At 55.5% G+C, this 25,813-nt stretch carries 31 protein-coding genes, 1 tRNA gene and 4 pseudogenes; 14 read left to right on the top strand and 22 right to left on the bottom strand.

Annotated features, from left to right (window positions below):
- Positions 1–84 precede the first annotated feature (84 nt).
- The 7 genes from ACJU26_RS11380 to ACJU26_RS11350 all read right to left on the bottom strand — a co-directional run bounded on the left by ACJU26_RS11380 (position 85) and on the right by ACJU26_RS11350 (position 5,536).
- On the bottom strand, positions 85–282 hold the full coding sequence (locus ACJU26_RS11380; RefSeq protein ID WP_414039760.1) for a hypothetical protein: 198 nt from the start codon (positions 280–282) through the stop codon (positions 85–87).
- 183 nt (positions 283–465) lie between these two features.
- Entirely contained in the window at positions 466–936 is a 471-nt protein-coding gene (locus ACJU26_RS11375; RefSeq protein WP_414041974.1) for a spore coat protein U domain-containing protein, read from the bottom strand.
- Entirely contained in the window at positions 936–3,344 is a 2,409-nt protein-coding gene (locus ACJU26_RS11370; RefSeq protein WP_414039759.1) for a fimbria/pilus outer membrane usher protein, read from the bottom strand. Before ACJU26_RS11370 ends, ACJU26_RS11375 begins: the two co-directional genes overlap by 1 nt.
- Entirely contained in the window at positions 3,316–4,065 is a 750-nt protein-coding gene (locus ACJU26_RS11365; RefSeq protein WP_414039758.1) for a molecular chaperone, read from the bottom strand. The genes ACJU26_RS11370 and ACJU26_RS11365 overlap by 29 nt, the downstream gene beginning before the upstream one ends.
- Position 4,066: 1 nt before the next feature.
- On the bottom strand, positions 4,067–4,633 hold the full coding sequence (locus tag ACJU26_RS11360) for a spore coat U domain-containing protein (RefSeq protein WP_414039757.1): 567 nt from the start codon (positions 4,631–4,633) through the stop codon (positions 4,067–4,069).
- A gap of 429 nt (positions 4,634–5,062) precedes the next feature.
- On the bottom strand, positions 5,063–5,200 hold the full coding sequence (locus ACJU26_RS11355) for a hypothetical protein (RefSeq protein WP_414039756.1): 138 nt from the start codon (positions 5,198–5,200) through the stop codon (positions 5,063–5,065).
- A 111-nt stretch (positions 5,201–5,311) separates the two neighbouring features.
- Positions 5,312–5,536, bottom strand: coding sequence for a hypothetical protein (locus tag ACJU26_RS11350; protein ID WP_414039755.1), 225 nt, complete (start codon positions 5,534–5,536; stop codon positions 5,312–5,314).
- A 14-nt stretch (positions 5,537–5,550) separates the two neighbouring features.
- Between ACJU26_RS11350 and ACJU26_RS11345 the strand changes: the two are divergent.
- Positions 5,551–6,519: pseudogene (locus ACJU26_RS11345) on the top strand (IS30 family transposase); the annotation flags it as partial.
- Positions 6,520–6,561: 42 nt separating this feature from the next.
- Positions 6,562–6,945, top strand: coding sequence for a TraR/DksA family transcriptional regulator (locus tag ACJU26_RS11340; protein ID WP_414039754.1), 384 nt, complete (start codon positions 6,562–6,564; stop codon positions 6,943–6,945).
- 91 nt (positions 6,946–7,036) lie between these two features.
- On the opposite strand, the gene ACJU26_RS11335 is transcribed toward ACJU26_RS11340, so the two are convergent.
- Positions 7,037–7,486 carry a PUA domain-containing protein gene (locus ACJU26_RS11335; RefSeq protein ID WP_414039753.1) on the bottom strand — a complete coding sequence of 150 codons (450 nt, stop codon included), beginning with the start codon at positions 7,484–7,486 and terminating at the stop codon, positions 7,037–7,039.
- 134 nt (positions 7,487–7,620) lie between these two features.
- Between ACJU26_RS11335 and ACJU26_RS11330 the strand changes: the two are divergent.
- Positions 7,621–8,408, top strand: a pseudogene (locus ACJU26_RS11330) (IS110 family transposase); the annotation flags it as partial.
- Between the two features lie 73 nt (positions 8,409–8,481).
- On the opposite strand, the pseudogene ACJU26_RS11325 reads toward ACJU26_RS11330, so the two are convergent.
- From ACJU26_RS11325 to ACJU26_RS11315, 3 genes and pseudogenes are all read right to left on the bottom strand, one after another.
- Positions 8,482–8,628, bottom strand: a pseudogene (locus ACJU26_RS11325) (transposase domain-containing protein); the annotation flags it as partial.
- A 49-nt stretch (positions 8,629–8,677) separates the two neighbouring features.
- Positions 8,678–9,148 carry a type II toxin-antitoxin system VapC family toxin gene (locus ACJU26_RS11320; RefSeq protein ID WP_414039752.1) on the bottom strand — a complete coding sequence of 157 codons (471 nt, stop codon included), beginning with the start codon at positions 9,146–9,148 and terminating at the stop codon, positions 8,678–8,680.
- A complete protein-coding gene (locus tag ACJU26_RS11315; protein ID WP_414039751.1) occupies positions 9,148–9,402 on the bottom strand; it encodes a type II toxin-antitoxin system Phd/YefM family antitoxin in 255 nt (84 codons plus the stop codon). Before ACJU26_RS11315 ends, ACJU26_RS11320 begins: the two co-directional genes overlap by 1 nt.
- Before the next feature lie 26 nt (positions 9,403–9,428).
- Between ACJU26_RS11315 and ACJU26_RS11310 the strand changes: the two genes are divergently transcribed.
- Genes ACJU26_RS11310 through ACJU26_RS11280 form a run of 7 tightly spaced genes read left to right on the top strand, consistent with a single transcriptional unit; the run spans position 9,429 to position 13,846 of the window.
- Positions 9,429–10,028, top strand: coding sequence for a hypothetical protein (locus tag ACJU26_RS11310; RefSeq protein WP_414039750.1), 600 nt, complete (start codon positions 9,429–9,431; stop codon positions 10,026–10,028).
- A complete protein-coding gene (locus ACJU26_RS11305) occupies positions 10,025–11,449 on the top strand; it encodes an AAA family ATPase (RefSeq protein WP_414039749.1) in 1,425 nt (474 codons plus the stop codon). Before ACJU26_RS11310 ends, ACJU26_RS11305 begins: the two co-directional genes overlap by 4 nt.
- Positions 11,446–12,303, top strand: coding sequence for a metallophosphoesterase (locus ACJU26_RS11300; protein WP_414039748.1), 858 nt, complete (start codon positions 11,446–11,448; stop codon positions 12,301–12,303). The genes ACJU26_RS11305 and ACJU26_RS11300 overlap by 4 nt, the downstream gene beginning before the upstream one ends.
- On the top strand, positions 12,300–12,434 hold the full coding sequence (locus tag ACJU26_RS11295; protein ID WP_414039747.1) for a hypothetical protein: 135 nt from the start codon (positions 12,300–12,302) through the stop codon (positions 12,432–12,434). The genes ACJU26_RS11300 and ACJU26_RS11295 overlap by 4 nt, the downstream gene beginning before the upstream one ends.
- Complete coding sequence (locus tag ACJU26_RS11290) at positions 12,373–12,936, top strand: metallophosphoesterase family protein (RefSeq protein WP_414039746.1); 564 nt, start codon at positions 12,373–12,375, stop codon at positions 12,934–12,936. The genes ACJU26_RS11295 and ACJU26_RS11290 overlap by 62 nt, the downstream gene beginning before the upstream one ends.
- Positions 12,937–12,949: 13 nt before the next feature.
- Complete coding sequence (locus ACJU26_RS11285) at positions 12,950–13,696, top strand: metallophosphoesterase (RefSeq protein ID WP_414039745.1); 747 nt, start codon at positions 12,950–12,952, stop codon at positions 13,694–13,696.
- A gap of 21 nt (positions 13,697–13,717) precedes the next feature.
- Positions 13,718–13,846, top strand: coding sequence for a hypothetical protein (locus ACJU26_RS11280; protein ID WP_414039744.1), 129 nt, complete (start codon positions 13,718–13,720; stop codon positions 13,844–13,846).
- Positions 13,847–13,906: 60 nt separating this feature from the next.
- Here the strand turns inward: ACJU26_RS11280 and ACJU26_RS11275 are convergent, their stop codons facing one another.
- Positions 13,907–14,797 carry a restriction endonuclease gene (locus ACJU26_RS11275; RefSeq protein ID WP_414039743.1) on the bottom strand — a complete coding sequence of 297 codons (891 nt, stop codon included), beginning with the start codon at positions 14,795–14,797 and terminating at the stop codon, positions 13,907–13,909.
- Positions 14,798–15,090: 293 nt separating this feature from the next.
- On the opposite strand from ACJU26_RS11275, the gene ACJU26_RS11270 reads away from it, so the two are divergent.
- Positions 15,091–15,450 (top strand): YbjQ family protein, encoded by a 360-nt coding sequence (locus ACJU26_RS11270; RefSeq protein ID WP_414039742.1) that lies wholly within the window; start codon positions 15,091–15,093, stop codon positions 15,448–15,450.
- 323 nt (positions 15,451–15,773) lie between these two features.
- Here the strand turns inward: ACJU26_RS11270 and ACJU26_RS11265 are convergent, their stop codons facing one another.
- Both ACJU26_RS11265 and ACJU26_RS11260 read right to left on the bottom strand, forming a co-directional pair.
- Entirely contained in the window at positions 15,774–16,100 is a 327-nt protein-coding gene (locus ACJU26_RS11265; RefSeq protein ID WP_414039741.1) for a type II toxin-antitoxin system RelE/ParE family toxin, read from the bottom strand.
- Positions 16,097–16,351 carry an antitoxin gene (locus ACJU26_RS11260; protein ID WP_414039740.1) on the bottom strand — a complete coding sequence of 85 codons (255 nt, stop codon included), beginning with the start codon at positions 16,349–16,351 and terminating at the stop codon, positions 16,097–16,099. Before ACJU26_RS11260 ends, ACJU26_RS11265 begins: the two co-directional genes overlap by 4 nt.
- Positions 16,352–16,471: 120 nt before the next feature.
- On the opposite strand from ACJU26_RS11260, the pseudogene ACJU26_RS11255 reads away from it, so the two are divergent.
- Positions 16,472–16,815 (top strand): annotated as a pseudogene (locus ACJU26_RS11255) (hypothetical protein).
- A gap of 189 nt (positions 16,816–17,004) precedes the next feature.
- Here ACJU26_RS11255 and ACJU26_RS11250 read toward each other — a convergent pair.
- The 3 genes from ACJU26_RS11250 to ACJU26_RS11240 all read right to left on the bottom strand — a co-directional run bounded on the left by ACJU26_RS11250 (position 17,005) and on the right by ACJU26_RS11240 (position 18,838).
- Positions 17,005–17,235, bottom strand: a complete 231-nt coding sequence (locus ACJU26_RS11250) for a hypothetical protein (RefSeq protein ID WP_414039739.1) — start codon at positions 17,233–17,235, stop codon at positions 17,005–17,007.
- 445 nt (positions 17,236–17,680) lie between these two features.
- On the bottom strand, positions 17,681–18,664 hold the full coding sequence (locus ACJU26_RS11245) for a site-specific integrase (protein WP_414039738.1): 984 nt from the start codon (positions 18,662–18,664) through the stop codon (positions 17,681–17,683).
- A gap of 89 nt (positions 18,665–18,753) precedes the next feature.
- A tRNA-Leu gene (locus tag ACJU26_RS11240) sits at positions 18,754–18,838 on the bottom strand.
- A gap of 55 nt (positions 18,839–18,893) precedes the next feature.
- Here ACJU26_RS11240 and ACJU26_RS11235 point away from each other — a divergent pair.
- The gene (locus ACJU26_RS11235) at positions 18,894–19,520 is read left to right on the top strand and encodes a nucleotidyltransferase (protein WP_414039737.1); all 627 of its coding nucleotides are present in this window, start codon (positions 18,894–18,896) and stop codon (positions 19,518–19,520) included.
- Positions 19,521–19,745: 225 nt separating this feature from the next.
- On the opposite strand, the gene ACJU26_RS11230 is transcribed toward ACJU26_RS11235, so the two are convergent.
- The 3 genes from ACJU26_RS11230 to ACJU26_RS11220 are packed head-to-tail and all read right to left on the bottom strand — an operon-like array spanning position 19,746 to position 22,200.
- The gene (locus ACJU26_RS11230; RefSeq protein ID WP_414039736.1) at positions 19,746–20,819 is read right to left on the bottom strand and encodes an NADH:flavin oxidoreductase/NADH oxidase; all 1,074 of its coding nucleotides are present in this window, start codon (positions 20,817–20,819) and stop codon (positions 19,746–19,748) included.
- Positions 20,816–21,544 (bottom strand): dienelactone hydrolase family protein, encoded by a 729-nt coding sequence (locus tag ACJU26_RS11225; protein ID WP_414039735.1) that lies wholly within the window; start codon positions 21,542–21,544, stop codon positions 20,816–20,818. The genes ACJU26_RS11230 and ACJU26_RS11225 overlap by 4 nt, the downstream gene beginning before the upstream one ends.
- Before the next feature lie 47 nt (positions 21,545–21,591).
- Positions 21,592–22,200: a TetR/AcrR family transcriptional regulator gene (locus tag ACJU26_RS11220; RefSeq protein WP_414039734.1), complete on the bottom strand. Its 609-nt coding sequence runs from the start codon at positions 22,198–22,200 to the stop codon at positions 21,592–21,594.
- 175 nt (positions 22,201–22,375) lie between these two features.
- Here ACJU26_RS11220 and ACJU26_RS11215 point away from each other — a divergent pair, with 175 nt between their 5' ends.
- Positions 22,376–23,611, top strand: a complete 1,236-nt coding sequence (locus tag ACJU26_RS11215; RefSeq protein ID WP_414039733.1) for a hypothetical protein — start codon at positions 22,376–22,378, stop codon at positions 23,609–23,611.
- A gap of 16 nt (positions 23,612–23,627) precedes the next feature.
- Here the strand turns inward: ACJU26_RS11215 and nadC are convergent, their stop codons facing one another.
- Together nadC and nhaA are read right to left on the bottom strand one after the other, a co-directional pair.
- Entirely contained in the window at positions 23,628–24,455 is an 828-nt protein-coding gene (gene nadC, locus ACJU26_RS11210; RefSeq protein WP_414039732.1) for a carboxylating nicotinate-nucleotide diphosphorylase, read from the bottom strand.
- On the bottom strand, positions 24,452–25,813 hold the full coding sequence (gene nhaA / locus ACJU26_RS11205) for a Na+/H+ antiporter NhaA (RefSeq protein ID WP_414039731.1): 1,362 nt from the start codon (positions 25,811–25,813) through the stop codon (positions 24,452–24,454). The genes nadC and nhaA overlap by 4 nt, the downstream gene beginning before the upstream one ends.

Here is a 25,813-nt window from a genome sequence, read left to right as displayed (position 1 = left end):
GTATCCCGCACTATCCCGCGTTATATCTAACTGTCCCGTTGCTCAGTGCAGCGCCAATGCAGCGCAGAAAATGGAGCATACAGTTTAAAAACAGGTCTGTATAAGTCTTGCATCGGCTCCATGGCGGATTGAAACATGGGCTTGTGTACCATGAATCTGCATCAGGACATGACCGTATGCCGCCGTCCAGTTGCCGTCAAAATCATCGGCAGAAGCGGCACAGGCGTTGATCATGGCTATGCCGAACATGACCGGGAAAATTGCATTTTTGATATATGACATAAAATAAGTCCTTAAGCAGGTAGAGTTGTTCATGTTATGAGAGCGCATTGTTTGGTTAGTCTGTCAAATTGTCGCCTTTTTTGCACATCACCCGATAAATACTTTGATGGGATATTTATTGTATGGACTCAATGGATCTGCTGTGACATGCTCAACGGATAATCCAAGGCCAAAACCCTCATCTCAGTAACTGACGGTCACTGTAATGGGCGTATTCGTCGAATAAGTCCCCGGAGCCACGTTCTGTTCGCCTGGTAGTTGTGCATAGACTGGAACAGAATAGGTCACAGAACCAAAAAACAGAAATTGCAGACTGCCAGTATAGTAACCTGTCCCGGAAGAACCATCACCAAATACGGTGGTATAACTGGAATTGGTATACAAGTTATATTGCAGCGTGTTCCCTGCAGGCCCATTCATCACTCTCGCTGAGTAACTCCCGGAGCCTGAACTGAGAGTGACCTTTGGAGCAACAAAACCAAGACCCGCACAAGTTACGGAAATATCCGATGCAGGCAGTTGGATGGTATTCAAGGTATTGTATGACCCAAAATTGATATTTGGGGCACTTGCAGAACAAGTGACGGCATTTCCCGCGAGAGGAGTCAGTAGCAATACTGCCGCAACAACCCATTTCCTGTAGCGTTCTATCATCACTGGAGTTCTCCGTTTCGGCAAACCTGTCTCCCTAAATTGGGCAACAGGTGGGTAGTCTTGGGATCTGTCAAAGTAAAGCTACACTGACCACCAGACCAAGTGGCGTCTACCGTATTATGCACCGCCAGCCCTGACAGGTAGGACAGCCCATGAAATCCTACGGGATAGGACTTCTTTTGCCCACGAATTTGCAGCATGGCACCAGGGGGCACAGGCTTGCCATTTTCCTGAACCAAAGTGAATGTCGCCGAACGCACTACCTCTATGGGGAACGTCAATACGCTTCCGCTCAAATAGGCCGGAACGAGCGGCATATCCAATGTGGGGACTTCCGCATCCAGGGGCAAATCCTGCTGATTGATGGAGATGACATTATGTTGATAGGGCTGTAGCTGCGGGATAATCAAGTACCCGTCCGTATGAGTACGACCAATCAGGTTATTGTTAGCGTATACTTGCACTCCCGCAATATGAGGCACTTGAATCAACGCAAAACTGTCGTTGATGGTGCGGCTGAAGAACGTGGTCCTGGCCAATATGCCCATTCCCCCGGTGGCTTCCAGGCGGTAGCTACTCCCTTGACCCGCTATAGACTGCATTTGTGCGGTATAGGTGCCTATCGGCCCACGGTATTGGCCCTGTAAATAGGTCTGGCGATTGCTGGACGCCTGCAGCAGATAACCAAAACCAGCACCTACAGGAAGATTCCGCTGCGCAGTGGCGGTCCACAGTGTACCTCCAGTTCCTGTGCCCCCAGATTGTGCGGTCAGGCTCACATTGGATCTCGACCCAAAGGGTACTGTCCAGTACAGCCCTACCTGGGTATTTTGTTCGGGAGAAAAGGTGCGCAGCAGTGATGCACTCACGTAACCCCAACGACCCAAACCGATATTGTAGCTGGCCTGGGTGATCTTGATCGCGGGCTCTCCAAAATATTTCTGGGTAATATACGATGCAGACAGAGAACCCCAATAGCCAATACCCTGACTGATCGTCGCATTTCCCTGCCAGTTCAAGCGGGGATATCCAAGAACATCCCCCAGTTGCGTAAAGCCCAAGGAATCTATCTGTGCATTGGCACTGAAAGACAAGCCTTGCGTGATGCGTTCAAAACCCAGGCTCGCCAATACGCCCTGTCCGGGATGAATACATGGATTGTGGCTATAGGCCACAGAACCAGAGAATATGCCTAACGGACTGACCACCCAGGAGCCAGAGAATCCGAGCGCATTTCTGTTGGCCTGCAACTCCCCATGAATCTCACCGGTGAAGGTATTGGAAAGTCCCATGCGATAAGTGCCTACGGCTGCAGCAGATCCATAATCATTGCTGCGTATTCCATAGTCTTGTCGTATCCACCCAGCGGCAAAGGAGAAATCGGTCAATCCCGGACGCAATAACTGCTGACTGGAGAAGAAAGGTTGGGTAATAACCTGTTGCGCACCTAACATGTTGGTGACCACCGTGCTGATATTTCCGCTTCCCGTGATGACGGGTAGATGCGTGATCGCAAATGGCCCAGACGGTACCTTACTTCGCGATACCAAAACATGATTCACGTACACATCCACCATTGACGGCAGTACCGCCTGGCCACGCACACTGTACAGTGGGGTGGTGACCAAATAAGGTTGGGTGGCAAAGTTCGTTCCATACTGGACGCCACCCATACGCACCGCCTGACCCCAAGCACCGGGCTGTGTGATAAAATCGCCCACTTGCAATGCAGTCATTCGATTGGGAAAATTACGGGTCCAGAGAGAGTTGAGGCGAACCACCACTGACTGGTTGGCTATTTGTTGAAAGTCCATGCCATGCTGAACAATAAAGCTCGTAGTGACTACGCCTAGCGGGCTAAACACCCCCAGTTTGAAATAGCCTCCTTCTTGCGTGTTTCCTATGGTGTGTTGGGCATAAAGGTTATAATTGAAGAAAGCACCGAGAGATGGCGGCGTAACGCGGATGTTTTGTCCCTGCCGCTTTGTGATCATTGTGGGCAAGAATGCACTTGCCGACGCTTTGAGAAACAAGGACTGGCTTTCCGTATCCACATGATAACTGTTTATCTTCAACGCGGATAAGGGATAATACCACACCTTATCGATAAGCAGTCCGGAACTCTTGGGCCGTCGCAAGCGCCATTTTGTGAGGTCTTTCGCTGAGACAAGCAGTTCCCCGTCAGGCAGACGCTGTAATACCGTACCGCTACTCACTGGCTTCCCATTCAGATGCACCGAAAAAATAACTGCCACGGGTTTCGTTGGGGAGAATCTCCCACCGATCCGTTGAGGGAAAGGCGCAGAGGCGATCCCTTGGGCGTGGGCAAAACCGCTACAGAATAATGCCATCGAGAAAAAGAACGCCGCACATCTTCCATTAAGAGGCGACAACCACCACAGATGCATCTATGGGCTGTTCCTTCTGACGGGTCATGATTTGCACAGACAGCGTTTTCCCGACATAAGACAAACTCTGTGCGACAGGAATATCGATCTCTTGACGAGAGGCTGGCAGTACATACATCAGAAGGTCTTTCCTGAAAATTTCATGATCGTTCTCAGAAATTCGTACTCCCGAAATTTCTACATGCCGATTACCGTCATTGACCATTTGCAAGGAAAATCCGTTTTTCGTAACGTGGGCAGAAACCTGTAACTGGAGAGGTGCCGCCTTTTCTAAAGGCGCAACAAATACCGGGAGGATCATTCTTAATACGATCTGCACCCCCGTGACTTTCGGATTGGGTGGAGGAGGCACTTCATGCAGGATCAAGCGGTAGTCTTTCTCCTGGCGCAGAGGAATGGGCGTCCGCAGACCCACACGGATGATCTGTTTCCCGTGCGGAGGCACGGCAAAAAGTGGCGGAGAAATAATGAGACTGTGGGTATCTGTCGTCATATTCTTGCCATGTGCTTGTGACCAGGCTTGCGCTGTTGCCTGTACCGTCAGTGATGTATCCTGCAAATTGGTCAACACCAGAGCGGCAATCGGATGGTGTTGAGACAGGTGAACATGGACCGGCGATATGGCGAAATCACCGGCCTGTGCAGAAAAAGGCAGAACGATGAGTAGAAAAAAACCAATGACTCGTCCCGCGCCCCCACATCTGCAAATCCACCGCATCATGTCAATAGCTCACCGTGACCGTCACCGTATCTGAATACGCACCGGGTACCGCTGTTGAGTTCACCGTGCTGTCTGGGATCTGTCCATAAACCGTCTCGGCCACAGCCTGTGGCGTGCCCATGCCAGCACCCGTGCCGGCTACGGTGGAAGTGCCTGTTGAACCATCTCCCCAGATCGTCCCACCGCTACCGACGGTCGCGGTGGTATACAGCTGATAGTTCAGCAAGTCTGAGGTTGTAGCCGTATTCCCTGCGGGATCGGCAGCACCTGTACCGGTCATGTTGCGATTGGTAAAAGAGGCCCCCGTACTCGATCCAGCATTCAAAGCTACGGTGAACGTCGTTCCTTTCGTGCAGTTCACAGAAATGGTGGAGTTCCCCGTAACGGCTCCTGATCCCGGCGTATAGTTGCCGAAATTCAGGTTCGTAGCACTCACCTTACAGAAGGCAGGAACCGTCGCGGTGACGTTGAACGTTGTCGTTGCTGTGCTTGCTGCTTGCGCAATACCTGCACTGGCAAGTAACAAAGAGAAAGATAGAGCTGCTGTGGACAACATATTAAATTTCATGACAATTCCTTGATAAATGCAACTGAGAAGGATTATATGCTAGCGCCTGACAGAAAAAGCGCTTTTTTGAAAATCTCGTCGGCTAAAAACGGAGTGAAATAGTCAATGGGTAGAACTTTAAGACCAGTTTTACACAAATAGGGATGAGGTTCAGCATATGCCTTAGTCGATACCCCCACGGATAAATACCATTCAACCAGTAAGCCTGGGCACTTTTTGACCACAAAATATTTTTCTCCCCGTTTCCATCTGCACCTCTGGCGAGGTGAATGGGCAAGAAGTTACTCATCTCCCCAACACCGTATATCCCCCTGAAGAGGGAGGTTTCCACCGAGAAATTTTCGATGAAAGTTTTCCCTTCCCAGACGACGTTTCTATCTACATAGACGAAATCCCGCAAATCACAAGCCGTTCGGATGAACTACACCATTACAGGTTGGTAACCCGCAACACATCTTCCAGGCTCGTCACCCTTTCCTTGACTCGGCGCGAGTCATTCTGGCGCATGGTGAGTACCCCATCGCTGGCTGCTTGTCGGGCCAGATCCAGTGCGGTTCCTCCCCGCATGATGATTTCACGCAGGTTCGATCTGACGAAGAAGCCACTCCCTCAGAGCCATGCCCGCCCACTTCACAAGCAAAATCGCGGGCCGCGTGGCTTTTTTAGAGGGTGTGGGCTTTACGGCTCCCCTTGCCGGGTGCAACCCTTGCGCAGGTGTGCGGCCACCACCCGGCGATGGACCCGGTCCAGACCGGCCAGCCCTTCTCCTTCGCCCGTACGGCGCAACCAGTCTCCTACCGTATCCGTGCTGGGCAGACGTTCCCAAGACAGCAGACGGCGCAATACCGGGTCGGCATGAATGACCCACAGGTCTTCCAGTGAACGACCACCGCCGGTGAGCATCTGGACCAGCGGCAGGAATGAGCCTGAGAGCCCTGGCCAAAGAGTTGCAACGCAACCCCAGCATCCTGAGCCGGGAGGTTCATCGGGGGTGGATGGACAACAGTTATGATGCGGTTACGGGACGGGAGACGGCGTGGTCCCGGAGACGCCGAGGCACACGCAAGCTGGTTCCGGGGAATGCCTTGACGGAACAGGTCAGCACGGCCATGCTGGAGCGGAAGTGGTCACCGGAGCAGGTGGCCGGGAGGCTGCGCTTGGATTACCCCGAAGACCGGTCCCGACAGGTCAGTCACGAGACCATTTACCAGTACATCTATGCCCATCCCGCTGGCGAGTTGAAGCGGGCGCTCATTGGGGCGCTGCGGCGGGGGCATGGCAAACGGCGCCCCCGGAGTCGGGGCAAGGACCGCCGGGGCGGTATCCAGAACATGCGTCCGCTCCGCGAGCGTCCCGTTGAAGCCGAGGCACGGGAGATTCCCGGCCATTGGGAAGGAGATCTGATCAAGGGTGCCTACAACGGCAGCGCCATTGGCACCCTGGTGGACCGCAGCAGTCGTTTCGTGATTCTGGCGCGGGTGGATGACAGCACCGCCGAGTCGATTCTGGACGGCTTCACGCGGCGCTTGCGGTCCCTGCCCAAGGCGTTTCGGCAGACCCTGACCTACGACCAGGGCAAGGAGATGGCGCGGCATCAGGAGCTGGAGAAACGCACAGGGATTCTGGCCTATTTCGCGAACCCCCACAGTCCCTGGCAGCGGCCCACGAACGAGAATACCAACGGCCTGCTGCGGCAGTACTTCCCCAAGGGACAGGACCTGTTGGAATTTTCTCAGTGCTGCTTGACCATCGTTGCCGACGAACTCAATAATCGACCTAGGAAATCTTTGGGTTTTTGCTTACGCCGCCCTTCGGGTCGGACACCCGCCGAAGTAATGGCACAACAGATCAGAGAGATGGAATCGCTCGCAGTAAAAAAACGCTAGCCAACGGGCAACGTATGCCCCATTACCAAGAGGAACCCCTCCATGGATGCGAAACTCGTAGAAACCTTTCATCATATCCTGAAAGACCGGCGCCGCGACTTGCTCATGGGCGTGCGTGCGCATCTGCTCAACGGCGAGTTGGCGGCGGAGGAGCGGGAGCGGCTGGAAGTGCGGGATGTCGGCGATGACTCGGTGCTGGATCTCGTCGAGAGCCTGGGGCTGGCGCGGGATTTGCGGGAGGCCCAGGCGTTGCGGGCGGTGAACCTCGCCCTGGAGCGCATCAGGGCCGGCACTTACGGGATCTGCGTGGACTGCGGGGAAGAGATTCCCGTGGCGCGTTTGCGGGTGGAACCCGAAGCCGAGCGTTGTGTGGCCTGCCAGCGGCGCTGGGAAGCGTTGCAGGAGCAGACGGAGGCGAGTCTCTAAGCCCCTTCTTCGGGGATCTCCGTTTCGCTGAGGACGAGATTGTCGCGGTGGATGAGTTCCGGATCCTCCAGCTCACCAAACTCCTTGGCGATCACCTTGCTGCTTTTCCCCGTGCGTTGCCGGACCATCTGCGCGTCGAGATTGACCAGGCTCGGCCCACTTCCCGGTCCTTCGGGTCCAGGCAGACGACCAGATCGCCGCGCTGAAAGCGCCCTTCTGCCGCGGTAACACCGACGGGCAGCAGGCTGCCGCCCTTTTTCCTCAACACCTGGGCGGCGCCGGCGTCGAGGTGCAGGGTGCCGGCTGCCCGGAGTTGCCCAGCCAGCGCTTGCGGGCGGGTCAGGCGGGTCAGGCGGGGATGGAAGTAGGTGCCCAGGGCCTCTCCCCGGTGCAGGCGCAACAGCAGGTCCGGTTCGTGACCGCTGACGATGATGATGGCAGTACCCGAGCGAGTGGCCTGGGCGGCGGTCCGCACCTTGGTGATCATGCCACCGCTGCCTACATGGCTGCTCACGCCACCCGCCAGTAAGCGTTTAGGCAACCCACCTTCCCAAATTTTCTGACTTTGCCGATCCTGACCCGTATACAGCTCCTGTGTTAGCAATGGGATGGACGTCCCCACCCTATACCGACATGGATGTGCCATAGTGAGGGTTTCCTCACTACACGAGCAATCGCAACCAACTTGCGATATTTTTTGCGAACCTATCGCCGTGCCTGCTCGGCATGGAGGCCTGCGGCAGTGCGCATCATTGGGCACGCAAGCTGGAATCCTTGGGGCACACGGTCAAGCTGATGGCACCCCAGTTCGTAAAGCCCTACGTGAAGAGCAACAAGAATGATGCGGCTGATGCCGAGGCCATCTGCGAGGCGGTTAGCCGACCATCGATGCGTTATGCCCCGATCAAGAATGTCGAACAGAAAGCGGTTCTCTCACTGCATCGGGTGCGGCAAGGTTTCGTGAAGGCGCGCACGGCGCAGGCCAACCAGATTCGTGGCCTGCTGAGCGAATTCGGTATTGTCGTGCCGCAAGGGATCACTTATGTCACACAGCGTGTCCCATCAGTTGATGGAGGACACCAGCCAGAAATTGCCAGAATCGTTCCGTGGTCTCATTGACCGGCTCTCGGAAAAAGAATTTTAAAAATGGCCGCCAATTGGCTGCTTGGCTTGGATTGGTTCCCAGGCAGTATTCCAGTGGGGGGAAACAAAACCTGTTGGGTATGAGTAAGCGAGGAGATGCTTACCTGCGCACCCTCATGATTCATGGCGCACGGTCGGTGATTTATCGGGTTTTACAGAAGGCAGATCCCAAAAATTGGGACTTTTCCGTGGCCATACGTCGCAACAAAAATGTGGCGGCCGTGGCTTTGGCGAATAAGTCCGCACGAATCGTCTGGGCGCTCCTCGCTCATGATCGGTCATTCCGGCCCGACTACGCAGTAGCGGCCGTGGACGTATAGCCCGGCCAACAACATTGTTTGGCAAACTGGGGACGTCCATGTACGGTAACCGAGCGGCGTCTCTCGCGGTTTATTACCGAAGGTTATACAAATCCGAGCGCAGAGGGTTGGCGGCGAAGTGTTGCTTCCAGAGTCGCGGGGTCAGTTCGGCGATCCGGGAGGCGGGGTGCTGGCTGACCCGCTGCAGAACATCGACCAGATAGTCGTAGGGATGGATGTCGTCCTTCGGTGGTCACCATGGGGTTATTGTATCATGGAGGAAGGACACTTTAGGATTTTTCACCAAAACCACAATGGGACGCTGCGGCGTCATCAGGAGAAACCACATGCTCACCAAAGGTGAGAAAATGGCGGGTGTTGCGGGTAATAACAACAAGATTATGCGCCTTGGCAATGCCCGCTATAATCGCATCTGCCATTCCCGGATTATGACCAGCCATTATGGCTCTCGCTTCTAATTGCCCAGCAATCGTCGCTGCAGACGCATCAAATCCCAAAATCTTGTCCGCGTAAGTGGACACCAGCGTTAAAAGCCATTTTCTGAGTTCGGATGCCTTTGCGGACGCTCCTTTGCCTTCTAAAACAGCAATGCCTTTTTCGATCTCGTGGATAGTGACCACAGACAAGAACAGCCGATCTTCGTTATCCATCTGTTCCAGCCAGGCAAGAATCGGGGCTGAAACGGCGTTTCGCACGGGTGAAAGCATGGAAATGACATCGGTGTCGAGCAGAAATTTCATTAAATCTCTATATCTCGTGATGGTGTGCGGTTACGTTCGAATGCGTCATCGCCCGGGAAAGTCCTGAGATAGTCCACCAGTCGCATACGTTTTGGCTCCATGGCTTTACGGGCTTTCTCGGCCACTTCGATCGACACCAGTGCTGCAACCGGCTTGCCATGACGGGTAATGGTCACGAACTCGCCATTGATCGCTTCATTTACTATGCTGGAGAGCTTTGCCTTGGCGTCTTTCACATTGACAGTCAACATCATGCACCCCTGGTCACGAGTGGTTACCAGTGGTCATAGTAACCATTTCGCTGTATGAATTCAACACGGCGGTCGGCCTGGTCATGCAGCACGCCCAGAGCGGCAACGGCTGGATTGCGGCGGCGCAGACGACCTCGCACATGAGCACTTCCTCATCCAGCGATTTCTTCACCAGCACCGTCACCCACAAGGAAACGGCCAACACGAAGCCGGTCTGGACCGCCGTATTGCCGGAAGGCGCGGCTCCCGGCGAACAGGCGAGTTATCTCCTGCCGGTTCCGGACACCTATGAAGGCTCTCAGCAGGCGGTCGTGGCCGCCCACGAAGTAGACCAGGAGCAAGACCCGCAGTTACAGACCGGACGGCAGACTGCGGAGCGGTTACTGGGCACAACCCCCTGGGACCTCCTCGTCAGGCTACATCGTGGCACAAATTACCCGATCACCATGGTCACCGGAGGGGGCCATTCCCGCCCTGCCTGGGGCATAACTGCTTTTTTAGGATTATTCGTTATGCACGGCCCGTTAGCTTTGTGCTGCCCCCTGCTTTTTCGGAAGATCTGGATTCATGAAGCCCCAAAGTGTGGCACTACCAACATGGAAATCCAACTTTGGAACATAATTCGATGAGTCATTTAAAGTGCCAGCCTCCCCAGGTTCTGGAAAGAAGCCAGCGTTTTACAGTGGAGATGGCGGTCGCTTGCATCCCATTGGGCGACCTTGCGGAAGCGGTTCAGAAAGAGGGTTGCTGGAGCCCTCCGGAGGAATTCGCCTGGCAGTGGGCAACAATTGCGGCACAACAGGGCTCAAAGTTGGGGGAGATCTATGCCCTGGTGCTGGCCGCACGCCTGCAGCCGAAATCCTATGGTACATTCCTCAGAGACGCCTTTTATTTCTGGCGTGGGCAATGGCGCAACAAGGCCGATTTTTGGATGGATAGCCGCGATCGCAGTGCGCAGTGCCGAATGCTGACCCTGGAGATGGGCCTGCTGGCCGTAGCCCGGCTGGAAGATCCGGCTTTGGCCCGGGAGGTTAACCGGTTCATCCGGGAGATGGAAAGCGCTGTGCCACTTCCTCTCTTTCCGCTCCAGTGTGTACTGGAACGTGTGCTGGGTATGGCAGAAATTCCGGAGGAGGGCAGGCGTGCCCGGCGGGTCGTGCTGCAATCCATGCAGGCGCCCGGGAAGGAGGATGACCGCCGCAACCTGGAGCGGTTTCGTCCCCTCCTGCGTCCTCTGCCGCTGGCGGCATGGCCACGGAGTCTTTCCTGGGCGAAGTTGCTGCGGCAGGAGTTCCCCTGGATGGAAGCGGCGATCGGCGCGCTGGAACGACAGCAGGTCTTGGCGCAGCGCCTGGGCGTGGACAGTCTGCGACTGCGTCCTCTGCTCCTTCTGGGCCCTGCCGGTATGGGCAAGACCCGGTTCCTGCGACGGTTGGGGGAAACCATGGTCGCTCCGACGCTCTTTGTGCCGCTGGCCGGAGCCAACGACAATATGCTCCTGAAAGGTGCTGCGCGCGGCTGGAGCAGCGCCCGCCCCGGTTTTCTGGTGGAAATGATGCTGGAGCGACAGTGCCCCAATCCTATCGTGATCCTGGACGAGATCGACAAAGTGGGGTTGGGACGCCAGAATGGACGGATCTGGGAGACCTTGCTGACGTTTCTGGAACCTGCCAGTAGCAGCGGCGTGCTCGACGAGTTTCACCTCGGCGAGGTCGATTATTCCGCCATCAGCTGGGTGGCGACGGCAAACAGTCTGGAGGATTTGCCGGGGCCATTGCGCTCCCGTTGGGAGACCATCCGGGTGGGGCTTCCCCAGGCGGAGGATTTTGATCGCATTTTGGAGAACGTGCGGCGGGATGTCGCCCGGGAATATGGGGTGGACACGGCGGCCTTGCCCGATCTGGAAATCACGGTCAGGGATCGTTTGCAGCAGGCCTTCGCCCGTAATCCCCGGTCCATGCGCGATTTGCGCGGCGTAGTGTATCGACTGCTGGAAATGCAGGCCATGGCGGAGCGGCCGTCGGGCAGGAATGGAGACTGGTTACAATGACGCGGGAACAATCGGAGGAGGATACGCGCGCCTTGACAGGGAAGCCGCAGCCCTTTCTGCGCCTCCTGTCGGATATTCATGTGGATGTGAATCCACCCGCCACGGTCCGTCTGGCCTCCTTGACGACGGACCCGGACAGTATTCTCGTCCTCGCGGGTGACTTCGGCACGCCCAAAAAGCTGGCCGACTGGCTGAAAATGGTGGCACCCCCTTTTCCCCATATTGTGGCGGTGCTGGGAAACCACGATTACTGGGGGTTCTCCGTCGAACGCGCACCGGAAAAATGGCGGGAGGGATTGGCCAGACATGTGCCGGAGGACCTGATGGCGCGCTTTACGCTGCTGGAAAGACAAAGCGTGGACATCGGCAATATCCGTTTTTTCGGAACCACCCTGTGGTCGGATTTTGATGGCGGCGACCCCTGTGTCATGCGGGCAGCACGAGAGACTATGCAGGACCATAAGCGGATACGCTGTCATGGGGGTGCCCGGCGTTTTGCGCCGCAAGATGCCCTGTCGATGCACCTGGCCAGCAAGACGTGGCTGGAAACCGCTGTTGCAGAGCCTTGGGATGGCTCCAAGGTCGTGATCACCCACCATGCCCCGGCATGGAATTCGCTTTATCCCTCCTTCCGCAAGGATGATCTGTCCGGCGCCTATGCCAGTCATTTGGAGGAAAGCGTGGCGCATTATGGTGATCAGGGGGTGCAGTTGTGGATGCACGGCCATATCCATCATGTGGTGGATTACCGGATCGGTAAGGTGCGGGTGTTGTCCAATCCCTTCGGATATCCGAGGGAAGGGACCGGCGTGCAGCTGGAACAGGTGATTGAACTGGAGGAGGCGGTTGCATGAACCCGCGGGTCATTGCCCATCCGGCCAATCTTCAGGGCCGGGATTTCAATGGAGATTTCAAGGAGGAGTATGCGCACCTTTTTTACCAGCGACAGCCATTTCGGGCACGACAATATCATCCGGCATTGTAAGCGCCCCTTCCAGGACGGCGCGCAGATGGACCGTGCGTTGGTGGATGCCTGGAACAGCGTTGTGAGCCCCGGTGATGTGGTCTATCACCTGGGCGATTTCTCCTTGCGTCCAGCGGAGATCATCCAAGACCTGCTCAAAAGGTTGCACGGCACCAAGCATCTGATTGTCGGTAATCATGATCGTGTTGATGGGGTAAGTGGCTCCCGCCTGCAAGGCTGGGCCAGCATACGGGAGATGGCCAAAATCAGTGTGGATGGTCACAGCGTTTTTCTCTGCCACTACCCGATGCGGGAATGGCCCGGCATGTGGCAAGGCACGGTGCATTTGTATGGTCATGTGCATGGCAACCTGCAGCCGTTGCCTGGCTCCATGGAAGTGAGCGCCGATGTCTGGGGTGGGAAACCTGTTCAGATGGCGGAGATCCTGAGCGCGGTGACGCCATTTGATGCTGAATCCGAGAAGCAGCAGCGCCGATCTTTACGTTTACGGGCCTGGGACTGAAGGGGAATATTTCATGCGCATCGCCTACGCCTCCGACCTCCATCTGGAGTTCGATTCATCCATCACGCTGACTGGCCTTTCCGGTGCCGACGTGCTGGTCCTGGGTGGCGACGTGGACACCATGCCGGAGTATTACACGGAGTTTTTGCGGAAGCTGCGTCTGGCCTACGCGGGGCCGGTCATCTTCGTGCTGGGTAACCACGAATATTACAATGGGATCTTTCCCGATGACCGACGGAAGTACCGGGAGGCCATCGCCCACGACCGCCAGGCGTTTCTGCTGGAAAACGAGTCGATGGCGATCGGCGGCGTCCGTTTCCTGGGTGCGACCCTCTGGACAGACTTCGCCAGCGGGAAACAGATGCGCAGTTGCCAGCACATGATGTCAGATTTTCAGGTGATCTTTGATGGCCATTCCGGCAGCATCACCCCGGAAGCCGTTCTCAAGGTGCATCAGGACAGCATCGCCTGGCTGGATGGCCAGTTCACTCATCACCCGCATGACGGGCCGACCGTGGTCATTACGCATCACGCGCCCAGCTACAAAAGCCAGCACCCCCGATTCGCCGGGAGCCCCATATCGGGAGGATTTTGTTCCAATCAGGAACACCGTATTCAACGCTGGAAGCCGGAACTCTGGATTCATGGACATGTGCATGACCAGAGGGATTACCGCATTGGCAAAACGCGGGTGCACTGCAATCCCTGGGGTTACCCAGATGAAGGCAATGAACGGATATACCGAATAGTGGAAATTTGAACTCGACAGCAGGAGAAGTTCATGCAGGATGTGATGATTGATATTGAGGCGCTGTCCACCCAACTGGGCGCGGTAGTGCTCACCATTGGTGCCGTCATTTTCGATATCTATGGCAAGCGTTCCTTTCGGTATGTGGATCAGTTGCTGTAGTGCGGACTCATGTTTAATCCCTCGGAAAAACGGATTGGCCTGCGGTCATTTTGGGGATATTCAGTCCGTTCCTTTTCTCATCTGCAATATTTGTTTGCAGGGCGGATATTTGGTGTAATTTTTGCAGCCCCAGAATTTATTCCCTTTCCTTCTGTTGGTTCTCGGCACCATTTTGATCCCACAATGTGGGCAGGTTGGCGTGGTGTAGTCCCCTTCCGTTGCGAAGGCCAGCAATCGCGCCCGCGACAAAGCAGGCATCTGCTCAATCAGTTCTATGAAGTGTTTGCCGTCAACAAGAATAATACGATCTTCCTTGGCTAGCTCCTCGGCGGGTTTGGTAAAAGTGCCATTGGTGATAAAAGTTCCGATCGGCACTTTTTCATGGGTCATCGTGCCCAAAAGCTGTCGAACCAGATCAACTCCTATGGGTCTATTCGACCGCGCCTTGCACTGGGTAACTGCGATTAATTCACCTGATTTCCGATGGAACAAACGAATATCCACACCGCCATCGGCACCGAGCCCTGTGGTGGTGCTTCGCAGACCACATTCACGGTGATATTCATTGCAAAGGTCTTCAAACCGTTTCCATTCGAGGCTTCGGAGTAGTGACAAGGACCATCCGTAGGGCTGCTCAGGATTGGAGTCGGCGTACGGTGATGGATTGTCATTCAGGAGTTTTTGAGAGGGCTTTGGTGGCTGATATGCGGGCTTGTACGTTGTGGATGGTGTCACCGACTCTGTATCGCGGGCCAGAAACAGCATGAACGCCATGAATCCGAAAATCAGCGCCAGGATGCTGCCGATCATCTCAAAAAGTGGCGTCAGTATCTTCAGGATGGGGTTAATCTGAAAAACGGTGGGTAGGATCAGCCAGGATGAAAACAGGATGATGCCTGCGAGGATGGCCGAGCCGATCCACGCGGGGTCCGTCATGGTAGCGATGTTCAACCGCGGGCTTCCACTGGATCCCCGGTATTTGCGGTGTTTCCTATAATAGGCCATTGGTGGCCCTTTTGCGGCTGTAGGGTATGTTCCCAGTGTGCAAAAAGCAGCGAGGCTTGTCGAGACGTGACAGCTTGTTGGATAGCGTCGTAAGATTAAGAAGGGTATTCGTCTGAGCAAGGCAATGACCAGTCCCAAGTCAGAAGTTGCCGACTGACCGCTTGTCCAGCGTACTGACTCCATAAGAATACACTGCGATCGGTACATGGATTGCAGCATTCCTCAGAAAGGGAGACCGCATGGCCGCAGAACAAAGTCCTGTCCTCATCCTCACCATCAACGATTGCCCCGGCATGCGTGTGGTCCGGGTCATTGGACCGGTCTACGGCACGGGTATCCGATCCCGCAATATCGTCGGCAATTTCCTGGGTGGCGTCCGCGCCATCTTTGGTGGAAAACAGTCAGGCTATCTGAAAATGATTGCCCAGACCCGCGATGATGCCCTGGAACAACTGGCCGAACATGCCCGATCCCTTGGGGCCAATGCCGTCCTGGGGATGCGTTTTGATTCTGGTGAGTTTGATGCTGGACAGGGGCAAGCCATGAATGAAGTGACGGCCTATGGGACGGCGGCGGTGGTGGAGATTGATCATGGGTAAACTGGATATCAGGCTACCCACTTGAAACAGCGAGGAACCAGAACTTGTGGCTTGGTTATGGAGAACGCTTGAACGTTAATTTATAAAGCCTAGCAATAAAAAATAGAAGTTGCGGCTACAAAACCTTATCCAATTCAAACACCATTTGTGAGAACTCGTAGGCCCCGATCTCCCACGACCAGGAATCAAAGACTTGCGCTTCTTAAAATCCATTCTCAAAACGGTTTCTCACAATGGAGCGGTAAGGACGAGTTTTGAGAATCTGCAGATCGATTCCTACGGGCAGCATAGAGACCAGTAACAGCAGGGAGACAAGGAAGGGGTCACGGTCTCAGTCCCATATGGAGCCTGTCAGCCAGCCGGACCATCAACTCCATGCGCTCATGGAAAATCGCCACAACCAACGCGGGAGCGTTCTCTCGCGGAAGATAAAACACGTAGTGATGCTCACAGCGAGCCATGCGAAGCGCCGGATAGAGTTCGCTCAGATCTTTGAACACCCCTTGACCAGCAGCCAGGCGAGAAAAGCCCTGTTCCAGCTTCGTGATGTACCGCCGCACCTGGGCATCACTCCACTGTTTGCGCGTATAGCGGATGATCCCGCGCAAATCGCTTTCCGCTTCAGACGTGAGAACATAGGAAGGGGTCAAGAGAGCGCTGCCTTGGCCAACTCTTCCTCCAGCAGATCAGGCACACTTTGGGTAGACAGCTCCCCTGCCAGACCGGCGTTGATGCGCTCCTCCAACAGTATCCTCAACTCTTGCCACGCCTGATCGGTATCCCTATCGCCAGGGAAGAGCCGTTCGAGGGCGTACTGTTTGATCGTCTTGCCCTGCAAGGCTGCCAGCGCCTTGAGGCGTTGATGCTGCTGGTCGCTTATATCGATCGTCAACCGACTCATACCATAGCCTCCGCGATAACCCACATTTTTACAAACCCATATTGGCACATCGGCAGCCAAATTGATATTGGGTGGATAGCCACCCGCAGGTGAGCCATCACCCCCCTAACCAGCCTGAAGATGGACCATCCCGACAAAACACCATACCCCTACATCGAATATGATTCCCAGGTGGAACTGGAATTCGCCAGGAAGATGGATAGTCGTGAGGACATTCTGGTTTTCGTGAAACTGCCTAAATGGTTCAAGGTGGATACGCCGGTGGGCACCTACAACCCGGATTGGGCCATTGTGAAGCGGGATGACGTCGGTGAAAAGAAGTTGATCTGGTCCGGGAAACCAAGGGCACCAAGGATATGAACCAGGTGCGCCCCGATGAGCGGGACAAGATCCGCTGTGGCGTGAAGCACTTTGAGGCGCTTGGGGTGGATTATGCCTATGCGGTAAGTGGGGATGAGGTTTGAAAAGATGCCAACGTGCCGATATCTTGCCGGTTCCAAAATTACTGGAGAATAGCAGATATGGGCGCCATGATTTATGCATACTGGACTACAATTAGAGGCCAAGATTGGTTCGACTCTATGCCTAATCGAGATAGCCAGAGGCGCAGTAAGGATTTCTGGATTCGAAATAGGACTCTTCTTAAGGGGATGTTAGGCATGAATCTTGACCCCATTCTGTTCGGCGTGCCAGCGGCCATCCGCCGTTTGTGTCAACGTGATTGGTACGGTTATAGGTTCTCGTAACACACCATCGTCACCCACGGGTGTTACCACCACGTCAAGAGACACATATTGCACGACGGTATTTGAAGTCTTGTGATCCCGGCCAGAATGGACAAAATAAAGAATTAGAAAAAATACAGCGATAAGCAGCAACCACATGTTTCATCCCTCCGGTTTATCCTCACTTGCGTGGGGAACCGCTCCAAGCCCAAGGCCATATCAACTTTCAGCCAAAGTTGGTGATGTAGTAAAAAGGGCACTTTCAGGATTGAAGCCTAACGCTACAGATTAACTCTTTGATCTTATATGATATTACCTTAATGAGCCTGCGAAATCCAAGCGCTTATCAAGTGCCTGACAGGAAAAGGCGGCCCCCGTTCACTTGGGGGAACTGCTGACCCATGCTGCCGGTCTGCCGAGTGCCCCCAGCGTCCGTGCGGCGATGGATTGGCTAAATCAGATAACAGGCGCAGTGATGCCCCCTATGGTGGCCCTAGTTCTGGTCATGTAGCACCTCATTACTTCGACTTGCCGGAGGCAGCCCGCAGCCTTCAACCGGTTAGCGCACTTCAGCGAGTCGAAAGTTCACGCTGCCATGATGTCGTCACCCCAACAACTTCGCCAGATCCTCCGCCCGCAGGTGCGTGTATCGCTTCAGCATCTGCAAGGTCTTGTGGCCGGTAATGGCCGCCACCTGCATCGGGTTCAAGCCCTTCTCGAAGAAGCGGCTGGTGGCCTCGTGGCGCAGGTTGTGGAAGCGTAGGTCATCGATGGCTGCGCGTTTGCAGGCGGCCGTAAAAGAATGGGATATGTCCACACCTGGGAACACCTTGCCGTTGATGTTACGCGGTAACGCTTTCAGGACAGCAATAGCGCGACCGGACAGTGGAATGGTCCGATCTTCCCCGTTTTTTGTATCAAGTAACTGGGCGGTGCATTTTATCAGGTCCACATTCTTCCAGAGCAACTTCTGTATCTCCCCCCGCCGCATCCCGGTTTCCAGCGCGAACAGGATGATGGCCTTCAAAGGCGGAGCACATTCGACCAACAGTTTTTTCTCTTCAATCGGCGACAACCGTCGATCCCGTGCCTTGCCCGGCAATGGTTTCCGCACCGCCAGCACCGGATTGCGTAAGCCTTCCATGCGCCACTCCTTCATGGCGACCGTGTATAGATTGGAGAGGATGGCCAACTCCAGACGCACGGAGCTATCAGAAAGCCCTGCCGCCAATCGCCGATCCCGATACTCTGCAAGGTCAGCGCCGCGAATGCGCGATAAGTGCAGTTTGGCGATTTTGTCAGTTTTGAGCGTGCCTATGCGGTACAGTTCAATCTTGCCCGATTTCTTCAGGCTGGAGACTTCCCTGCCATAGCGTTCCAGAGCATCGGCCAGGGTTGTACTGTCCGCGTCGCTCTGATTTTGCCACAACCCGCGTTCCATGGCCGATTCGGTGAGTCGTGCCCACGCTTCTGCATCACGTTTAGTGCGGAACGTCTTCGACTGGCTTGGATAACCCTTCTTGCGCACGATGGCTTGCCAACCGATCGTGATGCCATCTTGATCTTCCCGTGGATTAATCGTTGCCATGCTGCACTCCCGCTGCACCAAATCTGAAAGGCCAGTGCAGCATATGCAGCATAAAATCAAGGCGGGTCCATGGTGTTGCTCTAAGTCATTGGTGCGAAAGGGGAGATTCGAACTCCCACGCCGTGCGGCGCTGGAACCTAAATCCAGTGCGTCTACCAATTCCGCCACTCTCGCTTACGCGCTATCTTATGCGCAATAGTCCCAGGCGACAATCATCGGAGTGCCGAGCATGAGCAAGATACAGCAATCCCATCGTTTACGCCGCTTGCTGGCGGTGGAATCGGCCCGGATCATGGCGGAGGAAGGGGTCGTGGATTTTCGGGTGGCCAAGGAAAAAGCGGCGCGCCGTTTGGGCGCGGGGGGGGATGCCCAGCATCACTGGCCGAATAATAGTGAGGTGGAAGTGGAATTGCAGGCCCGACTGACCCTTTTTCATGGGCCGGACCATGCCGCAGATTTGCGGCAACTGCGTGAACAGGCGCTGCAGGCCATGCTATGGCTGGAGGATTTTCAACCGCGCTTGACGGGGCCGGTGCTGAGTGGCACTGCGACCCGTCATGGGGCTATTACCCTGCATCTGTTTGTGGACACCCCGGAGAGCGTTATTTTCTTTTTGATGGACCAGAAAACGGCCTACGAAGAAAGCTGGCAGCGTCTGCATTTTGGCGATGCCCTGGCTCAGGATTATCCCTGCCTGAAAGTAGAGCGGGGAGGGGCGGAAATCCGTCTGATCATTTTTGGCCTGGACGAAGATCGCCGCAGTCCGGCCTCACCCGTGGATGGCAAGCCCCTCAAACGCATCGGGGTGCCGCAGTTACGTAAACTGCTGGAAGAAACCCCACCTAGTTCAATCTGAGTGCATCTGCCCCGCTTTCTTCCTGACCAGTCGGCAGAATGGTGGCTTTTTGTTCCCGCAAATGCTGCCAACCGACCCAGGGTCAGCGCGGCCAAAGGCAAGAGGGTGGCTGGTGACTTTTGATCAGAGGACATCAGTCAAAGGCTCCGGATATTAAAGAAAGCCAGGACAGAAACCTGTCCCGGCAACATCATGATCACTTCTGTTGAAGGGGTGGAAAATACGTCAGCGCAATTTCGCCCGATCATATTGCTCGGGCCAGTTCAGGTCCACACCCAGTTCATGGGCGGCGTGCAGGGGCCAGTAGGGATTGCGCAGTAACTCCCGGGCGAGGGCAATGCCATCCGCTTGTTCGGTCACCAGAATATGCTCAGCCTGCATGGCTTGGGTAATCAAGCCGACCGCGACCGTTGGAATACCGACTTTGGCGCGAATGTGTTGGGCAAAGGGGGTCTGGAAGCCGGGTCCGGCGGGGATGATGGCATCGGGGGTCATCCCGCCGCTGCTGCAATCTATGACGTCAACGCCTTTCTCCTTCAAGTGTCCGGCAAGTATGGTGGATTGTTCCAGATCCCATCCGCCGGGCACCCAGTCGGTGGCGGAAATGCGGACCCACAAAGGCAGATGCTCAGGCCAGACAGCACGCACAGCATCGGTAATTTCCAGCGGCAGGCGCATCCGGTTTTCGAGACTACCGCCATAGGCATCTTCACGCTGATTGCTGACGGGCGATAGAAAGCTGTGCAGGAGGTAGCCGTGGGCCATGTGTAATTCCAGCACCTCGAAACCGGCTTCCAGGGCGCGCCAGGCTGCGGCCACGAAGTCCTTGCGGACCTTTTCCAGATCCTGGGTAGCCATGGCTTTGGGAACGCTGTGGCTAGGGCTGAAGGGGAGGGGGCTGGGACCATAAGGTTGCCAGCCCTGTTCGGCGTCCGGGGCAATGGGCGCACCGCCCGCAAAGGGAGCCTGAGTAGAGGCCTTGCGTCCGGCGTGGGCAATTTGTATGGCCGTCACCGCGCCTTGCTTTTTGATAAACTGGACAATGGGCGCCAGCGCCGCAGCCTGCTGATCATTCCAGATACCCAGATCCTGGGGAGAAATGCGACCTTCGGGGCTGACACTGCTGGCTTCAGCCATGACCAATCCGGCGCCGCCCACGGCTCGGCTACCCAGGTGGACCATGTGCCAGTCACCGGCTACGCCATCGGGAGTGGAATACTGACACATGGGAGAGACGATAATCCGGTTGCGCAGGGTGACGCTGCGTTGGGTCCAGGGCGTAAATAACAGGTGACTCATGCCGGTCTCCCAAGATAATGGCTGAAATGATCCAAGGTCAGGCGCCATCCCTCTGCGGCCGCTTCCGGGCGGTAACTGTCACGCGGGTCCGCAAAAAATCCGTGGGGAGCACCGGGGAACAGGGTCAGGGTATAGCGCTTTTTGGCAGTGCTCAGAGCCGTGGCAATGCGGCCATGTTCTTCCGGGGTGATTGAGGTATCATCTGCGCCATAAAGCAGCAGCAGGGGGGCCCGCATCCGGTCGACCAGATCCAGGAGGGGCCGGCGGCCAACGGAATCCTGGTCGGGAGCGATGCCAGCCCCGTAAAAAGCCACCGCAGCACCAAGCTTGTCGGCATGGACCGCATTGGCCATGAAGGCAAAACGCCCTCCCATACAAAAACCAATGGCACCAATGGCGTCACTATGCACTTCCGAACGTTTTTGCAGTTCAGCAATGGCCTGTCCGGCTTCCTGCATGACCATATCGTCTTTCAGGGTCTTGAGATGCCCGATGGCATGCTCGAAATCGCTGTATGCATAGACCTTGCCGTGATAGATGTCGGGGACAATGGCACAATATCCCGCTTTGGCGAATCTTTCGGCGACATCCTGAAAATGGCTGTTTACTCCAAAAGCTTCGATAAATATCACGACACCTGGATGCGGACCAGCACTGCCTGGGCGGGCATACCAGGCACGCAGTCCCTGTTCGAGTTGCAGCCATTCGGAATGCATTTCAGACATTTCTTTACCTCCTTATCAGGGGTGAAAAAGGAATGATTACTTCGTGGTCAGACGGCTAATGATTGAATATAGACTTGCAGTTGCTTGAGGCAGCGTTGATAGGCGGTCACGGACTGAGCGTTTTTCCCGAGCCCGACACAGCCCTCAATGGATGCGACAATGAAAAGCGCAATGTCCTGGGGGGCGATATCCGCGCGCACTTGTCCTGAAGCCTGACCTTCCTTGAGGGCCTCGGCAACGACTTCTACCCAGCGCTCGATGATTTTTTGCAAGCCCCGGCGAAAGGATTCATCCAGCGGGCTCATTTCCTGGATCAGGTTATTGAGGGGACAGCCGTAGCGAATCACCGATTCGTCAGCGGAGGCAATTTTTTCTTCGATGAGATTGTGCAGGACACTGATGGGATCATCATGCTGGGCGAGCATGTTGAACCATCGGGCTTCCAGTTCGGGGCCGATCACTTCTTCAATGACAGCGAGACCAAGGTCCCGCTTGGTACCGAAGTGGTGATAAAGAGCTCCCTTGCTCACCGAGGTGTTCGCGAGAATGCGCTCCAGACTGGCCGCCTGAAAGCCGGACTCCAGGATCTCGGTGTAAGCAGCATCGAGCAAATCACTACGGGTCTGCCCCGGATTACGGGCTTTGCGTTGAACCATGGTCATCATGGGATTTGAAGATACCGACTAAGCGGTATCCTGTCAATTACCGCTCTCTTGGGTGAACCCAGAAGGACTGTTCATGCCCGGGACTGGCCCGATTTTTTACCCTTGGCTTGGGTAGAAGTCCGCTGCGCGTTAGACTGATGCTGCCAGACAGAAATAGGGGTCATCAATGAGCGCATCAATAGATTTCAAGCGGCAGGGCGACAAGCAGAATTCACCCTTTTTTGAGGAATGGTTGGGACGTTTGCTGGAGGATCGGGATCGTCAGGGGCTCACGGAGAATATCGGCCGGATGGATGCGCTGATGATCACTGTGGAGCCGGGGCATTCCGCAGCTTATGTACATGAACTCTGTTTGATGACGCCGTACAACTATCTGGTCACCCTCGAAACGGACCAGCATTCCACCCATATTCTCCGCATCGACATGAATGCGCCCGATGTGCTGGTGCGTGAAGTCAAGGATCCTGGCTTGCATGGCATCTTCCGCAGTCTGAACGAGGTGTATCCGGTGGGCGCCAGGCGCCCCAATTCCCGTTATATGGGCGAAGTATTTCAGGTAAAAAACCTCCATGAAGTCCTGGAAGTCCAAAAAAACCGGGAAATCCGCTTTTTCAACCAGGAGCAGGTGCGTCACCTGGAGTTGCCGGGCAACATGGCCATCGTCAAGCCCTCTCCCTATACCCATAATATCGTCGCTTACTGGGAGCGTCCTGACGACGATATCCGGGTGTACGCCTTGGGCCTGTCTTCTATTCGGGAAGATATGCAGGCGGCTTTTGAACAGGCCAAGCTGCTGCGGGAAAAACTCGGTCTGGATCAGTTGCTGCTGCCCATCGATCATCTGGCCACACGGATTTATAGCCAGAATCGGGAAGTGGCGATTCTCGAATATCTGAGCTTATCCAGTTATTATTATTGGGGTTCTTACGATATTCCCGATCAGAATTCCTCCACCAATGTCACCAAGAGTATCCATTACGAGAATGTGCTGAACAGTCCTGCCAAGGTATTTACGGCGGCCAACCATCCCTATTTCTGCAATCATCTGATCGGCCAACCTTCTCCCACGGAAGCCTTTGTGCGGAATTTTGGACCACGTCTGCATCATCTGGCGGTAGGAGTGCAGGATGGTCATACCAATAATCAGATCAACATTGATTATGTGGTGGATGCCCTGCAAAACTGTGGGCAGAAATTTCTCCTGCAGGTGATCGGGTCGGAGCAGGAGGGCTTGAAGCAGATTTTTTCCAGCGCTTCGGAGCACACTTCCCTGATTATCGAATACGTGCAACGCTTTGGCGATTTCCAGGGCTTTTTTACCAAGGAAAACGTGGCGGACCTGACCGCCGCAGCGGGAGCCGATGAAACCCTGCGCAGCCTGGATGCCGAAGCCCGGGCCTGAGAACTCGCTGAGCGTATCAAAAATAGCGCAGGGACAAATCCAGACTCTGCAGGTTGCGGGTCAGACCGCCGACGGAGATGAAATCGACGCCGGTTGCGGCTACTGCAGCCATGTTGTGCAAGCCCATGTTCCCGGATGCCTCCAGCGGGATTTTGCCAGCCACCCGCTGGACGGCCTGACGTAAGTTATCTAGGTCAAAATTATCCAGCAGGATCATGTCGGCACCGGCGGCCAGGGCTTCTTCCAGCTGTTCCAGGTTTTCCACCTCGATTTCTATGCGGGTCAGGGCCGGGGCAAGGGCTTGAGCGGCGTGGAGTGCCGCCGTAATACTGCCACAAGCGGCAATGTGATTTTCCTTGATGAGAATGCCATCAAAGAGCCCGAGTCGGTGATTATGACCGCCGCCTATCCGCACTGCGTATTTTTGGGCCTGGCGTAAGCCGGGGATGGTTTTTCGGGTATCCAGCAGGCGGGTGCGAGTCCCTTTCAGTAATGTCACAAGATGCTGCACCGCTGTGGCTGTTCCTGAGAGAGTCTGCAGGAAATTCAGGGCACAACGTTCGGCACTGAGCAGCGCCCGGGCTGGGCCTTCGATGATGCACAGTGCCTGATCGGCCTGAACGCTACTCCCTTCGGCGACCTGCCATTGCAGCTTCAATTGTGCAGACAGGGCGGCAAAGGTCGCCGTCGCATAAGGTTGTCCGCAGAGAATGCCGGGCTCCCGGCTGATAATCCGTGCCTTGAGCGTTTGCCCTTCAGGAATCAGTGCGGCGGTCAGGTCGCCACTGCCCAGATCTTCGCGCAGTGCCTGACGGACGACGTCCGGGAGATCTTCAGGAATCATTCCAGCTCCTTGCTACCGCCCCAAAAAAGCCAGAGTAGCCCTGTGCAGGCGGCGGTCAGGGAGGCGAGCAAAATCCCCAGCTTGGCTTCTTCCACCATGAGCGCATCCTTGAATGCCAGTTCGCTGATAAACAGGGACATGGTGAAGCCGATCCCGGCTAGCCAGGCAGCCCCCAGGAGATGGGGCCAGCGTACTCCGCTGGGCAGACGGGCGAGCTTGATTTTGATAGCTAGCCAGCTGGTCAGGGATATTCCCGCAAATTTCCCGAATACTAGGCCCAGATAAATCCCCAGGGTGATGTGGCTGAGTAGCATGTCGCTGTTGACGTGCGCGAAGTTGATGCCGGCATTGGCCAGGGCAAAAACGGGAATCACCAGAAAAGTCACCCAGGGCTGGATACGATGTTCCAGATGCTGCTGTGGAGCAATGGCTTCGGCACTGCTCTGTTCAATACTCTGGATGATGCCGGCCAGTTTGCCATTGACCAGGGGGTCCAGCCGCTTACTATGGATGATGGTGTCGCGCAAATTTTCGCTGCGCGCATTGAGGGTGTCGGCGAGTTGATCGGGGCGGATACGACCTCTTGCCGGAATGGTAAAGGCCAGGAGAATTCCGGCGACGGCGGCATGAATGCCGGACAGCATCACAAAGTACCATAAGGGTAGGCCTAGAATCAGGTAGGGCAGTACCTTGCGCACCCCACTTTGATTGAGTAGCACCAGACCCAGGAGCAACAAGCCGACAATGAGCAATGCCGCTAGGTTTATGGAGGGCGTATAAAAAAGGGCGATGACCAGCACCGCCCCCAGATCATCGGCAATGGCCAGGGCCGTCAGAAAAACAATCAGATTGCGGGGAATGCGCCAGGCCAGCAGGACCAGAATTCCGATGGCGAAAGCGATATCCGTCGCCATGGGAATGCCCCAGCCCTCGGCTGCTGGTCCGCTGGGATTGATCTGGTGATAAATCAGAGCAGGTACTAGCATGCCGCCTCCGGCAGCAATAACGGGCAGGGCGGCATCCCGGAGCGACGCTAATTCACCCACCAGAAATTCCCGCTTCAGTTCCAGACCGACGACAAAAAAGAAGACCACCATCAGCCCGTCATTGATCCAGTGGTGCAGACTCTGGTCCAGCAGCCAATGACCCCAGTGGATGCCGAAATGGTTTTCCCAGAATAGATGATACTGGGTGTGCCAAGGGGAGTTACTGAGGAAGAGGGTCAGGATGGTCGCCAGAATCAGGATGATTCCGCCCGCCGTCGCCCGCCGCAGAAACTGTTCGAAAGGCGAAAAAACCTTGCCGAAAAGGAGCTCCAACGGGTAGTAATGATTCTGCCGGGATGAGGTATCCGACAT

This window comes from Acidithiobacillus sp. M4-SHS-6 (assembly GCF_047421495.1).
GTDB lineage: Bacteria > Pseudomonadota > Gammaproteobacteria > Acidithiobacillales > Acidithiobacillaceae > Acidithiobacillus.
This window is presented reverse-complemented; position numbering and strand designations above follow the sequence as displayed.